The following is a 14,434-nucleotide window of genomic DNA, read 5'->3' as shown; positions in this document are numbered from 1 at the left end:
GGGGTGAAACACCAATGAGAGATTCGAGCTATAATTCTTACACACAAACAAAACAGATACATTCTCGAGGAGGAGAAAAAAAGGTTATGAAAAAAAGTTTATCCCTTTTACTAACTTTCGCACTAGTAATCAGCCTGTTTGCCAACATGGCATCTGCTGCTGAAACACCTGCTAGCGCAGGCAAGTATTTACAAGAAGCAGGTATTATCAAAGGTACCGCTACTGGCGATCTTCTGTCAGGCTCCACTTGGAAACGTCAAGATCTTGCAGTTCTTCTTTCCCGTCTTCTGAACGTAGAGAAAGAAGCTCAAGCAACTAAGAAATCCCACACTTACAAAGATGTAACAGGTACTTTCTACGATGGCTACCTTTCTTGGGCTAAAGAGAAGAACTACCTGGAAGGTTCTTCCGCTACAAAATTCGGTTTCAACGGTACGTTGTCTAACCAAGAGTTCGCAGCTGTAGTATTGCGTGCACTTGGAGTAGAAACAACTGGCGACAAGTATGCTTCTGTTCCTGAATTGGCAGTTAAAGCTGGAATTCTTCCAGAAGGTACTGACTGGAAAGCTGCTGCTAAACGTGGCGACACTTATGTTGCTCTAGTAGCTGCTCTTCACACTGAAGTTGCTGGTTCCGGTGGTAAAACACTTGGACAAATCCTTAACCTTAAAGGCTTTGAAGTAACAGCTGCAACAGCTATTAGCTCTGTAACTGCTACTGCTGCTAAAAAATTGACTGTAGCTTTCAATGGTACAGTTGACACTGCAAAAGCTAAAATCACTGTTCTTAACGGAGCTAACACAGTTAACTCTAAATCCGTAACTTTCTCCGAAGACAAGAAATCCGCAGTAATTGAGTTCGCATTGAACCTTCCTGCTGCTGAGTACACTGTTAAGGTTGAAGGAATCACTGATGCTGCTTTGACTGGTACTGTTAAAGTTGAAGCTGAAAAAGTAACTAAAATTACTTTTAATAATGAAAAAGCTGCTCTTGACCGTGGTAATAACCAAATCGTAACTGTTGGTTATAAAGTATTCAACCAATACAACGAAGAAATTAACGGTACTCCACTTTCAGCTACTGCTGGTAAAGGTTCAGCGGTTGCTGCTAATGGAACAGTAACAATTTCTGCTACAACTCCTTTCACTTTAGGTGAAAAAGTAGTAGTTAGCCTAGTACACACTGGTAGTGCATTTGCTACTGTAACAGCTGAAGTTTCTTCGGCTGCTCAAGTTGCGTCTGTTAAAATCGTTAAACTTTACAATGCTAATGGTAAAGAACTGGTAGCTGGTTCCAGTGAAGAGTTCAGATTAGTTCTTGAATTGAAAGATCAATACGGTGCTTCCGTTAATAGCCTGACTTACCTGAATGGTAACTCAGCTGCTACACCACCAGTATTGTCCGATCTGATTGTTTCAGTATCCAACCCGAGCAAAGCAGATCTAGTAGGTTACGTTGCTAGCAGCAACACTGCACTTTACTCTATTGCTCCTGTTGATGGCACAAATCAAGTTGTTCTTACATTGAAAAACAGCACACTTCTTAATGCTGGTACTTCAAATGTAACTATCATTTCCAAGTCGACTGGCGCGAAAGATAGCTTTGATATTGTAGTTAAAGAAAATGTTAAAATCGATACATTGACGCTGACTGCACCTGCATCCGCGCCAGCTGGATCGAAAATTAACATCCCTTACACTGCAGTTGATCAATTTGGCGCTGCGATTAAACACCCTAATAATGATATGTTAGCAACTGGCTCTGCCTTGAACGGCGTTTCATTTGTTAAAGACATTGTTAAAGATGTTACGAACCTAGAATATACTTTGCCAGCTACTAAAGGTGTAGTAATTATTACACTTATCACTCACACGAACAAAGTAGCTCAAGTTACAATTAATGTAACTGATGGAAAAGTAGCATCCCTTATCTCTGGTACTAAAGATCTTGATACTGCGTTGTTGAAAGATGGCGGTACTGCTACAATCACTAAAGACAACATCAAAGTAAAAGATCAATACGGCAATGATTTTAGTTCTTTCAACTGGGGTACAGCTCCAGGACAATATCGTGCAGTAGTACAATCATCGGGATCTGCAGTTAGCTTGGCGAAAACTAACGCTACTGAGTTCATCGTTGATGGTACTGATACAGTTACTCTAAATGCTGCTGCTAAGGGTACAGCTTCTGTTACTCTTACACTGCAAATCAATGATGGTGGTTGGAAAGATGTTGCAAACAGCGCTTATAACTTCTCAGAAAAAGTTGTAGAAAAGGCTGATATCAAGTCTTACACTCCAACTGTATCTGGCACTGTTTATCAATCAATCGATGCAAAATACGAAAAAGCTCTAACTGTTAAAGGATCTTTAGAAGATGGATCTACTGTTACCATCCCTAATAATTCTGAAAACTACACCATTAAGAGTACTACAACTGGTGTTGAGTTCAATGCTGGTAAAGTAAAAGTTACTCCTGCATTTAATGGATTTGGTGACAAATCTGAAGTAGAAGTATCTCTTCTTGTACTAATTAGAGGTGCAGCTTCTGAAACTCAACAAGTAACAGTAAAAGTATCCAAATCTCTTCCATCTGCAACAACGGTTTCTTTGAAAGACAGTGGTGGTAACGGTACTAAAGAAGCAGACGGTGTTGTATCTGCATCTGTAGCTAATGTTAACACTGTAGCTGGTGTTGTAGCTCTTGTTAGAGGAATTGTTAAAGTTGAAGATCAATATGGCGTTGAGTTGGATAATGCAACTGTTATTTCAGCTGCTAACATCGATATCTCCAACATTTCTAAAGGTCACTTAATTCCTGCAGGTGCTGCTGGTACTGCTCTTGCTGCTGAAGATACTTTCACAGTAACTGTTGTTACTACTAATGGTAAGTGGCATCAATTCAAAGTAATCGTTAAAGCATAATTGCCCTAAGCGATTAACAAAAGAAGCCGAACTTTGTTCGGCTTCTTTTGTATTAGTAGAAACTTTTACCGCCCTAGAAGCGTTATATATATATAGATCTTCAAGGAGGTAGAAGCATGTTGTTGCTACGTAAGAGTAAGACATTATTATGCTTAGTGCTAGCTATTGTGTTTGTGTTAACGAGTTCCATTTCGATTGGGGGAGCATTTGCTGCGGGAACAACAGTAAATAAACCTATTATTGGGCAAGTTAAGATAGGAACTAAGAGTTCTATCAACGTGAAGAATGTTCAACTAATTCCAAGCAATAATAAACAGACGCTAGCTTTTACTATTGAAATTGTAAACAACGAGAATAAACCGATAATGTTCTACGATTATTGGACTAAAGTTAAGCTAAGCAATGGAGCATCTATTCCTGTTAAACTAACGAACGTAAATGTAAATAAGAGCGAGATTTCTCCTAAGACATCAGCTGAATATACTTATGTAGGCACAGTAAACAGAAACACAAAGTATACCGACGTAATTATTCAACTCATTAAATGGGATTTTAGTGTAGCTAATTATACAAGGATTTTAGGTAGTATCAAAATGCCAGCAACTTATTCACCAATTAACAACGCGAAGGAAGTTTTCGTTGAAGGTACTAAACTAAGTGTTAACTATACGAATTTCCGTACATATCAACTTGAAGAAGAAAAACGAATTGAATTTGATGTTGAGTATTTAAATCTGGGATATAGATCAGTTACGATTCCGAAATATAAATATTTTTACATGACACCAGATAATTACCTTTATGAAGTCACACCAGTTAAGACTGACGATGTGAAAATTCAACCCAAAGCTAAAGTTAAGCTACAAATGAAAATGGTAATTCCAACAGCGGTTAAAGCAACCACGGGGAGTATAAGTCTCGTGTTTAACGATGAGCAATCTAAATTAGAGGTTCCTGTTCTTACTTCAACTGTAAAGCTTGCAGCGACTGCAATAGCAGAAAAGCCAGTCACACTCGGCACGGAAAAAGGATTTCTAATGAACAATAACAAATATGCCGTTAGACTAGATTCAATTAAGCAGCTGCCGTGGGAAGATGAGAATATTATTTCATCTACCGTAACAATTCTTAATAAGACGCCAGAAGTATTACCTATACCCGATATCCTGGGCGTATATTACTTGGATGGTGTTTCTATTGCTGCAGACAAAACTAAAAAGACACAGATTACTAGCGGTGTGGGTATACCAGCTAATGGTTCTGTAGAAATTGCTATTCATACTAAAACTGCGTATACATCTCCTTTCACTACAGTAAAGCTCGAGCTTAATAATCAAATTAAGACAGAAGGCACGGATCCATTTAAGGAAAAAATCACAACGTATTCTGTCCCTAGAGTATCCTTTGAGAATTTTTCCAAAGTAGCTGTCAATGACAGTGTGATATTTAACACTGGCGGTAAAGCATCAGGCTATAAGATTCATAGTTTAGAGGCTTACGAAGGCGCTAATGATTATCTATATAATATTTTGCTGGAAGTGGAAAATAAAGATGGTAGGGCGGCAGCTCTGAATAAACTAGTTGCTTATTTCAAAGGTCAAAATGATAATTATTTCCCGGTGAAAATATCAGAGGTTAAGGATAAGATTAATCCAAATAGTAAAGTTATCGTTTCATTGTCGGCCAGAATACCTTCGTATATAAATACGAATTCAATGAAGCTTATCCTTGGAGAATTAATTGATGAAAACACCTACTTAGCTGCTTCTGAGTTTGAAATACCGATACAGGCTCAAGGCAATGTCGATGGTAGCTTAAAGAACCTTGCTATTTATCCGTATAAGTTAAGCTTTGGTGCAATGACAGTAGATCTTGATCGAAATGCCACCATAAATTTTCAATATGAGCTTTCTAAATTGAATGAATATCAATCTGTACCAGATGGACATAGCATCATCATGGAAGTAGTAGATAAAGATGCTTCATATACCAAAGAGTTTAAATTTGAGACGGATTTATTGCTTGGATCGCAGAAGCAGACTATGGTTGCTGAAATGAATATTGATAATCCGAATTTGAAGATCAGTCAGATGGATGGATTGAAAATTAATATTTATGACCAGTATCAAGGATACAGGAAATTACTTGGAACTAGAATTATATACGCTATTATGATCAAGTAGAATTAATTGTTTCAAAAATTAAATCAAAAGGGTTGGGCAGAACTTGTATACTGCTCAACCCTTTTGACATAAATAAAGGAACTTCTCTGTATTTAGACACCTTATGTGTAGAAGTATGTTAAAATAAAGCATATAAATAATATAAAATGGAGAAATATGGTATGGGCTTAGGTGATTCAGTTAAACAGATGTCCTACAAAAGACAAATAAATCATATTGGTACGATTGCTCAGCAGAGAATACGAACAGATAAACTCACTATACAAATACATAGGGCAACTCTTATAGCACAATATTTGGGGTTTATTCTTACTTTTTATATATTAATGACTGTAAGGGTACTGCCTACTTATGAGAACGTAAATCGTTTTAATCCTATTGTATGGGCAAAAGAAATACCTGTATTTAATGATTATGCTTTGTTTTTAGGAATATTGTTGATTCTACATGCATTTACGCTAGTTCAAAATCAGTTGTTTTCTGGTAAAGCAGAGAGCTCCATTTTAGAAGAATATATGTTTGATTTTCGTTCTATTGTCTTCTCGTTTTTAATTACAATAGGAATTACATTCCTTCTGAAAACCACTTTTTTATACTCAAGGGTAACCTTAGTGCTATTTATAATAATGATGTTAATTGAATCATTGCTATGGTTGGCAACAAGGCGAATCATTATGAGGCATTTAAATAAAAAGGGGAGAATTAGAAGTCATGTGCTCATTGTGGGCGCTGGAAGAGTTGGTTTAGAGGTTTTTAATAAGGTTATTCAAGTGAACCCGGTGAAGAAGGAATTTATAGGGTACTTGGATGATCACAAATTAGGTAAAGATATTGTTGGGAAAATATCAGAGCTAGAAAGTATTTTACAACAAAAAAGAGTAGATATCATCTACATTACAATTCCATCAGAAAAGCATATTATTGAATCCATGCTTCACACCATATATAAATACGATGTCGACATCCGTATTATTCCGGAAATGTTTGATAGAATGAACACAGTTTTTGCCTTTCGAAATGATCTTGAGTATCCCTGTTTACAAATAGTGAAAACGCCGCTCAGAGGGCTAAATGTCTTTCTAAAGCGATTATCAGATATAGGTGGGAGTTTGTTTCTTTTATTGATACTATCACCACTCTTTCTCCTGTTGGCTATATTAATTAAAGTTGAATCGCAAGGGGCAGTATTCTTCAAACAGCAACGGGTAGGAAAGAACGGCCTACCATTTCAAATGATTAAATTTAGATCTATGAAAAATGATGCTGATTTGAACAAATCACTGCTTGTAAAAGACAACGATATGACGGGGCCTGTCTTTAAGCTACGCAATGATCCAAGAGTTACCCGTGTTGGTCGTTTTATTAGGAAATACTCCTTAGATGAGTTGCCTCAGCTCTGGAATGTTCTTAAAGGCCAGATGAGTCTTATTGGACCACGCCCGCCTCTACCTGAAGAGGTTGAGAAATATACGGACTATCATTGGCGTCGAATGGATGTTCTGCCAGGTATGACTGGGTTATGGCAGGTAAGTGGTCGAAGTGATCTGGACTTCGAACAGTGGATAGACTTAGATATCTATTATATAGAACGATGGAGTATTTCACTTGAAATGAAAATTATATTTAAAACAATTCCTGCGGTTATTAAAGGATCAGGCGCATATTGATGAGGAGTGTCACTGGTGAAGAAACGGCAGAATAGTATAGGTGCAATGGAATGGTTTGCTTGGGGCTGGATAGGTGTTCTATTATTACTTGGCATTAGTACAAATGGGATATTTCAGGGTCTTGGTGTACATAAGGGGACTGTATTCATAATCTATGAGAGACCTATACTTTATGTACTATTCCTGACAGCAGCTATTGTGATCTGGATTACCATTCATTTCTATCAAAAGCAGCTCCGGATTGAACAGAGGATGATCTATGCTCTACTTGCCTCATTACTCTGTGTAACTTATGTATTGAGTAGCTTCAGAGCTGAGTCAACTATTCTTGCAATGTTTGGTGTATTTATAAGCTTAATGGTAGTCGTATTCTTCATAGCAGGTACTTTTTTAGCACAGTATAATCGAATAGTAAATCAACTTCCGAAGGTGTATTTGATATTTGGTTACATGATTGTGATTTACGGATTTCTTAATCTATTCGGTAATACGTATCTATTGGATTCGCTATCTTTTATTGATGGAATTCGAATTACATCCATCTTTCAATACGCCAATGCATATGCTGCATTACTCCTGACTTTATGGATAGCCATTCTGATTGAAATCATAAGAAGCTCTAGCAAGCGAGCGCAAATATTACACGGATTTATGCTAGTCCCTGTATGTGTATCATTCCTGCTTACCTTGTCTCGCGGTGCAATAATCATTCTCCCGATTATCGCTATTGTTACTTTACTTATGTTCAAGCTTAGACAACAAATTATGATAATAATCTATTCAGTTATTGCAATGGGGTTTTCTTTAATAATTTATACACATTTGGAACAAGCAGGCGTTAAAGTATTTGAACGAATTCAACAGGCTAGGGCAGATGAGGTAGAGTTTCAGACGAAGTCTATTTTCTCATCTCCATCTATTACTTCATGGGCTTTCTTAATAGGCGTATCTTTCGTAATGAGTTTGCTTGTCTATATAATTGTAAAATATGTTGACCCTTATGTGACTAATATAGTAGGGAAAGTAAGGATGGCGTGGGCCGATAAAGTAGTTCCAATTGGTTTATTGGCTGTCTTTATTATCGGCGCAGTTGCGGTTACAAGCGATTGGATAGCTCAACTCCTTCCAGATGCCATTCGAACTCGGGTAGAGAATGTTAATTTTCAGACTCATTCTGTATATGAACGGTTAACAATGTATAAGGATGCAATAGCTATATGGAAGGACTCTCCATTAATTGGCGGAGGCGCTGGGGTGTGGGATGCGTTATACGAGCAACATCAATCTTATTCCTATATGAGTGGACAAACCCACGGTTATCTTGCACAGCTGCTCGTAGAGGTGGGTCTTATAGGAATAATAATATATGTGGGCTTTATTACAACAATTGTTTACGCTTTTATTAGGTTCTATCGCAAGTCTGATGAGTCAGAAAGACTGAAGTGGGTTTTCTATTTTACAGTTCCTATTACGATATTAATTCATTCCCTGATTGACTTTGAAATGAGTTATATTCTGTTTCTAGTACTAGTATTCCTCTGTTTAGGTGTGCTGGCTGGAACACAACGCCAGTCAGTAAAAGAAAGCTTAAATAAGAAGGCAATGTTAAGGGTTAAGTGGGTGGCCTTCGTTATTGCTTTTGCAATAATACTTGTAATTGCTGTGCCTTCTGGCAAACAATTGTATGCTAATAACAAATATAAGCAATCTGAGAGTGCGTTGGTTAATAACGAAGATTTCAATAAAATAGTAAAGCCTATTGAAGAGGGGTTATCTAAATCTCCAGGACATCCCGTGTTGTTGTATCAGTTAGCACTTTTGAATTATAAAGCTTATGAACAACTAGAAGATAAGAAGTACCTTCAGATTGCGGAAGGCTACATTAATAAATTAAATAAAGCCGAGCCTTACTATCGTCCAGCAGTGGAGCTAGGCTACGTAATTGCATTACAAAGTGGTGATCAAAAGAAGGCCATAGATATTCTATTAGCTGGAGTAAAACAATATCCATTCGAGCAATCTCTTTATGATCAAGCTGCTTCAGAGTTATTAAAGAGCTGGGAAGAGCTTCATGCTGCGGGTTCTGTCGATGCTAATATAATTGCAAAGAAAATAGTAGATCTATACGAGGAAATGAAGCGGCGGGAACAGACCTTGCTTGATCTTCCGGATACGGTTTTCTTGATAAGAACGCTTGCGGTGACGGATACGGTTAGATTGGCTGCAGATAAGGTACAGCGGGACTAAGGCAAAGAATGAAATTGTTCGTGTCATATCAACGTGTCGTTTTCGTCTATATTGTTAACCCAGTTAAATAACAAAAGCTGTATGCTATAATTACAAGAATAAAATCAAAAATAAGCTTTTGTAAACATGGCGGTGAAAAAACGATGAAATCTCTTATTTATAAGGCCTTATATAGAACTGCTCTTCCATTTAAGAAGTTATTAGTTCTAGTTATCCCCCAATCTGCACGAAAAAAACTCAAGCAGACCATCATTAGTAAGGCGTATTCTGGTAATCTAGATAGTTTGAATGATCACAGTTTGAAATCTCATCAACTTGAACGAGCAATCGGTGTTAATCTAATTGGTTATGCGAGAGCAGAGATGGGAATTGGAGAGTCGTGCAGAATTGCTGCCAAGTGTTTAGACACTACAGACATTCCATTTGGGATCGTTAATTTCAAAGGATCAAATTCCGCTAGAATGTCAGATCTTTCGTGGAAGCATAAGGAAATTGATTTGCCGCAACACAATGTCAATATATTGCATCTCAATGCTGAGCAGATGTTTGAGTCCTATACCTATTTTGGGCAAAAGAATTTTGAGGGTCGATATAACATTGGTTTCTGGCATTGGGAATTGGAAGACTTTCCGGATGAATGGTTGGATGGATTTAAATTTGTAAATGAGGTTTGGGTGCCATCATCTTTTGTTGCTAATTCCGTCTCTATGAAGAGTCCAGTACCAGTAATAAGAATCCCTCATGGCATAGAAGTGAAAATAGAGACACCTCGAGACAGATTATATTACAGCTTGCCTACACAGCCTTTTTTGTTCCTGACTATGTATGACATGAACAGCTTTCAGGAGCGCAAAAACCCGATGGCTTCAATTGAAGCTTTCAAGCTAGCGTTCAAACCAGATAATCTTAACGTTGGATTGGTTATTAAGATCAACAACGCCAGTTCAAATAGAAATGATATGAAGTCTATTAACGAAATGACTGCTGGATATAACAATATTTTTCTTATTACCTCTACTCTTAGTAGAAGCGATACGAATGCATTAATTCAATGTACTGACAGCTTCATTTCCCTTCATCGCAGCGAAGGGTTTGGATTAGGCCTAGCGGAAGCGATGTACTTAGGCAAACCGGCAATCGGTACAAATTGGTCTGCCAATACTGACTTTATGAATAGTCAGAATTCATGTTTAGTAAATTATGAATTAGTCGAGCTCGGCAGAGACTATGGGCCGTATCAAGCTTATCAAGTATGGGCCGACCCAGATGTAGAGCATGCAAGCCAATATATGAAGAGATTAGCCACTGAGACTTCGTATTATAACCAAGTTGCGACAAGTGGAGAACAGACGATTAAACGTAATTTCTCTCCGAGTGCTGTAGGGAAACTGATTGCTAAAAGATTAAAGTACATACAAATGCATTTTGGAGGTTCAGTTGATGATAACGAGTCTGATAATGGCAGGTGGAAAGGGTGAGAGATTCTGGCCGAAAAGTCGAACTAACTTACCCAAGCAATTTCTTAACATATCTGGAAACAAATCGATGATTCAGCAGGCAGTGGCAAGATTAGAGAAGCTAATGAGCATTGAGCAGATATTTGTCGTAACTAATGAGCTCTATGCAGAATTAATTAGAGCTCAGATTCCGCATCTTCCCATAGATAATATAATAATAGAGCCATCAGGAAGAAATACTGCTCCATGTATTGCTCTTTCATCTTTATATATTGAGAAGCGTTATCCGGATAATACAATGATTGTTCTTCCATCAGACCATATCATTAAGAACGAAAGTGAGTTTGTTGAAATTCTAAGAACTGCAACAACAGTGGCAGAGCGAGATGGAAGTATTGTTACTTTGGGTATTTCACCTTCTTATCCAGAGACTGGTTATGGCTATATTGAAAGTTCGAAGGAAGTACAAATCGTCAATGGGATGGAAGTACATCAGGTACGTTGTTTTGTGGAGAAGCCTAATGTAATTACCGCAGAAGGTTATCTGAATGCTGGGAATTATTATTGGAATAGCGGAATTTTTATTTGGAAATCTGCCACCATATTACACAGCTTTGAAGCATACATGCCTGAAATTTATCGTGTAATGCAAGATATTAAGGTTAAAATGGATGCTGGACTATTACAAGAAGATATTCACAGTGAGTTTCTTAGAATGCCAGAGGAGTCAATTGATTACGGGATTATGGAGAAAGCTAACAACATTCATGTTATCCCGTGTAAGTTTGGCTGGGATGACGTTGGAAGTTGGACTGCATTAGACCGTATAAGCGAGCGGGATGAGTTTGGTAATGTGATTAAAGGTAATATATTAAACATTGATACAAAAAGATGTATTATCGAGAGTAATAATGGGAAACTCGTAGCGACACTTGGAATTGAAGACTTAATTGTTGTTGACACCGATGACGTTACGTTAATTTGTTCGAAGGAAAAAGCGCAAGAAATGAAGCTTTTACTTAAGGAACTGCGAATTCAGAAGATGGATCAATACTTATGATAATTATGAGGATTACATAATAGGGGGAAATGAAAGTTCATGGCAAAGAAAGCTTTAATTACAGGGGTTACTGGACAAGATGGATCTTACTTGGCGGAGTTATTACTCGAAAAAGGATATAAAGTATATGGACTAAGAAGAAGAACAAGCAGTCCTATAATGACAAATATTGAACACATTAAGAAGGAAATTGAATTTATTGATGGCGATTTACTTGATGTTAGTTCGTTAATTAATGCATTTCGGGTCTCAAAGCCAGATGAAGTATATAATTTAGCTGCACAATCATTCGTAGGATCTTCATGGTCGCAACCGTTGCTCACAGGACAAATCACGGGCCTGGGAGTGACCAATATGCTCGAGGCATTATGCCAAACAAGCCCGGAATCTAAGTTTTATCAGGCAAGCAGTAGCGAAATGTTTGGTAAAGTTGTAGAGATTCCACAAAAGGAAACTACTCCATTTTACCCTAGAAGTCCATATGGAGTTGCTAAACTTTATGCACATTGGACTACGGTGAATCATAGAGAAAGCTATGATTTGTATGCTTGTTCTGGCATATTGTTTAATCATGAATCTCCGCGAAGGGGTATAGAATTTGTCACTAGAAAAATCACAGATGCGGTAGCGAGAATAAAGAGTGGTGTCCAGGACGAGCTTCGACTAGGCAACTTGGATGCTAAGAGAGATTGGGGCTATGCTAAGGATTATGTTGAATGTATGTGGCTTATGCTGCAACAAGAAAAATGTGACGATTATGTTGTAGCTACTGGGGAAACATACTCAGTTCGAGATTTCTGCAAAATTGCATTTGAATATGTAGGCTTGAATTATGAGGATCATGTCGTTGTGGATCCTAAATATTTTAGAGCAGCAGAAGTTGAATTGTTGATAGGTGACCCTCAGAAGGCAGCAAGCAAACTAGGTTGGAATCCTAGAAAAACTTCCTTCGAGAAACTTGTGAAGATAATGGTAGATAGTGATAGAGCTAGAGTTGAAAAAGAAATACGATAAGGTGTGATTTCTCTGAAAGCACTAATTACAGGTGCGAGTGGTTTTGTTGGGACGGAAATGACAAAAACGCTTCTAAAGAACAATATAGAAGTTATGGGTATTTCGAGAACAACTAGCGCATTAAACGGACAAGTAACCGAGAAGTATGTATGTGATATACAAGAAAAATCAAAGCTTAAGAAAATACTGGGTTTCTATAGGCCAAATTATATTATACATCTTGCTGGTCCGGCATTTATCCCTCACTCATTCGACAAGCCAGAAATTACGTATGATGTCATTTTTAAAGGTACGTTAAATTTACTTGAAAGCATGAGGGAGTTAAAATTGGCATCTAGGTTGCTCTATGTGAGCTCCGCGGATGTTTATGGATCAGGACTAAAGAGTGTTCTGTCCGAGCGAGATGCACTTGAGCCAGCAAACCCATATTCAACAGCGAAGGCTTGTTCAGAATTATTAAGCAAGCAATTCTTCTATTCATATGGTACGGATGTCATTATTGCACGTCCCTTTAATCATACTGGACCAGGTCAATCTGCAGACTTTGTATGTTCAAGCTTCGCACAGCAGGTAGCGACAATGCGAGATGGTTTAATGAAGAAGCAACTTGTTACCGGGAATATTGATGTTAAAAGAGATTTCCTGGACGTTAGAGATGTTGTGGAAGCTTATATGGCCCTATTAAATAATGGAGTATCTGGGCAATTATACAATGTTTGCTCGGGTCAAGCGGTATCCATCCGTGAAATCGTTAAGATGTTATTCCGATTTGCAGATATAGAAGAGTATGAGATTAAAGTTGATAGTGCAAAAGTAAGAGAAAACGACGTTGCTCTAAGAGTAGGAGACAATAAGAAGATTGTTACTAACGTTGGGTGGCTGCCTAATTACAAAATTGAACAAACAATTGGGGATTTGTTAGAGTACTGGAGGGAGAACCTACGTGTTAAAGCATAAAAGGATAGTGGTTACTGGTGGAGCAGGATTTCTAGGTCATCATGTGGTTGAGGAGCTATATTCACGGGGATGTTCTGAGGTGTTTATACCTCGCAGTAATAAATATAATCTAATTACGGAATCCGGGATAGATTTAATGTTCAGGGAAATGAAGCCTGATTTAATTATTCACCTTGCAGCGGTTGTAGGTGGGATTGGTGCTAATCGTGCAAATCCAGGTAAATATTTTTATGATAATCTAATGATGGGAACACAAATGATAGAAAAGTCAAGACAATATGGGTTGGATAAATTTGTAGCTATTGGTACAATATGTGCATACCCCAAATACACCCCTGTTCCTTTTAAAGAAGATGATATTTGGGGGGGGTATCCAGAGGAAACGAATGCTCCTTACGGTTTGGCTAAAAAGATGATGTTAGTGCAATCGCAGGCTTACCGCCAGCAATACGAATTTAATTCAATCTACCTATTGCCTGTTAATTTGTACGGACCTAGAGATAATTTTAATCCAGAAACATCTCATGTCATTCCCGCTCTTATTAAGAAATGCATCGATGCAAAGAGGAAAGGAGAATCGTCAATCGAGGTTTGGGGATCTGGAAAAGCAACAAGGGAATTTCTGTATGTTGAAGACGCTGCAGCGGGTATCGTTTTAGCTACAGAAAACTATAATGAGAGTGACCCTATTAATTTGGGAGCAGGGTCTGAAATATCGATACATGATTTAGTGGAGAAAATTGCAGAACTAACAGGATTTGATGGCAATATCTTGTGGAATACTGAAAAGCCTGACGGTCAACCAAGAAGATCCTTGGATACGTCAAAAGCTTCTGAGAAATTTGGTTTTAAGGCAAAAACTGATTTCTCTGAGGGTTTAAGAAGTACTATTAATTGGTATATTTCCAATAGCTAGGTGGGATTT

9 protein-coding genes are annotated in these 14,434 nt (G+C 37.8%); all 9 read left to right on the top strand.

Annotated features, from left to right (window positions below):
- The first annotated feature begins 86 nt into the window (after nt 1-86).
- The 9 genes from KCTCHS21_RS27705 to KCTCHS21_RS27665 all read left to right on the top strand — a co-directional run bounded on the left by KCTCHS21_RS27705 (nt 87) and on the right by KCTCHS21_RS27665 (nt 14,425).
- Nucleotides 87-2,924, top strand: a complete 2,838-nt coding sequence (locus KCTCHS21_RS27705; RefSeq protein ID WP_130615475.1) for a hypothetical protein — start codon at nt 87-89, stop codon at nt 2,922-2,924.
- Between the two features lie 116 nt (nt 2,925-3,040).
- Nucleotides 3,041-5,107: a hypothetical protein gene (locus tag KCTCHS21_RS27700; RefSeq protein ID WP_130615473.1), complete on the top strand. Its 2,067-nt coding sequence runs from the start codon at nt 3,041-3,043 to the stop codon at nt 5,105-5,107.
- A 146-nt stretch (nt 5,108-5,253) separates the two neighbouring features.
- Entirely contained in the window at nt 5,254-6,774 is a 1,521-nt protein-coding gene (locus KCTCHS21_RS27695; protein ID WP_130615471.1) for a sugar transferase, read from the top strand.
- A 15-nt stretch (nt 6,775-6,789) separates the two neighbouring features.
- On the top strand, nt 6,790-9,021 hold the full coding sequence (locus KCTCHS21_RS27690; protein ID WP_130615469.1) for an O-antigen ligase family protein: 2,232 nt from the start codon (nt 6,790-6,792) through the stop codon (nt 9,019-9,021).
- A 284-nt stretch (nt 9,022-9,305) separates the two neighbouring features.
- The gene (locus KCTCHS21_RS27685) at nt 9,306-10,499 is read left to right on the top strand and encodes a glycosyltransferase (RefSeq protein WP_232057986.1); all 1,194 of its coding nucleotides are present in this window, start codon (nt 9,306-9,308) and stop codon (nt 10,497-10,499) included.
- Complete coding sequence (locus KCTCHS21_RS27680) at nt 10,480-11,538, top strand: mannose-1-phosphate guanylyltransferase (RefSeq protein WP_331871491.1); 1,059 nt, start codon at nt 10,480-10,482, stop codon at nt 11,536-11,538. The genes KCTCHS21_RS27685 and KCTCHS21_RS27680 overlap by 20 nt, the downstream gene beginning before the upstream one ends.
- Before the next feature lie 39 nt (nt 11,539-11,577).
- Complete coding sequence (gene gmd / locus KCTCHS21_RS27675) at nt 11,578-12,552, top strand: GDP-mannose 4,6-dehydratase (RefSeq protein ID WP_130615463.1); 975 nt, start codon at nt 11,578-11,580, stop codon at nt 12,550-12,552.
- 3 nt (nt 12,553-12,555) lie between these two features.
- On the top strand, nt 12,556-13,509 hold the full coding sequence (locus tag KCTCHS21_RS27670) for a GDP-mannose 4,6-dehydratase (protein ID WP_145988988.1): 954 nt from the start codon (nt 12,556-12,558) through the stop codon (nt 13,507-13,509).
- Entirely contained in the window at nt 13,496-14,425 is a 930-nt protein-coding gene (locus KCTCHS21_RS27665; protein WP_130615458.1) for a GDP-L-fucose synthase family protein, read from the top strand. The genes KCTCHS21_RS27670 and KCTCHS21_RS27665 overlap by 14 nt, the downstream gene beginning before the upstream one ends.
- Nucleotides 14,426-14,434 lie beyond the last annotated feature (9 nt).

The organism is Cohnella abietis (assembly GCF_004295585.1).
Taxonomy (GTDB): domain Bacteria; phylum Bacillota; class Bacilli; order Paenibacillales; family Paenibacillaceae; genus Cohnella; species Cohnella abietis.
Note: the sequence above shows the minus strand (reverse complement) of the source record. Positions and strands in the feature narration are given on the sequence as shown.

Coding starts and splice junctions, on each gene's coding strand:
- KCTCHS21_RS27705 (WP_130615475.1), top strand. CDS start 87: ATGAAAAAAAGTTTATCCCTTTTACTAACTTTCGCACTAGTAATCAGC.
- KCTCHS21_RS27700 (WP_130615473.1), top strand. CDS start 3,041: ATGTTGTTGCTACGTAAGAGTAAGACATTATTATGCTTAGTGCTAGCT.
- KCTCHS21_RS27695 (WP_130615471.1), top strand. CDS start 5,254: ATGGAGAAATATGGTATGGGCTTAGGTGATTCAGTTAAACAGATGTCC.
- KCTCHS21_RS27680 (WP_331871491.1), top strand. CDS start 10,480: ATGGCAGGTGGAAAGGGTGAGAGATTCTGGCCGAAAAGTCGAACTAAC.
- gmd (WP_130615463.1), top strand. CDS start 11,578: ATGGCAAAGAAAGCTTTAATTACAGGGGTTACTGGACAAGATGGATCT.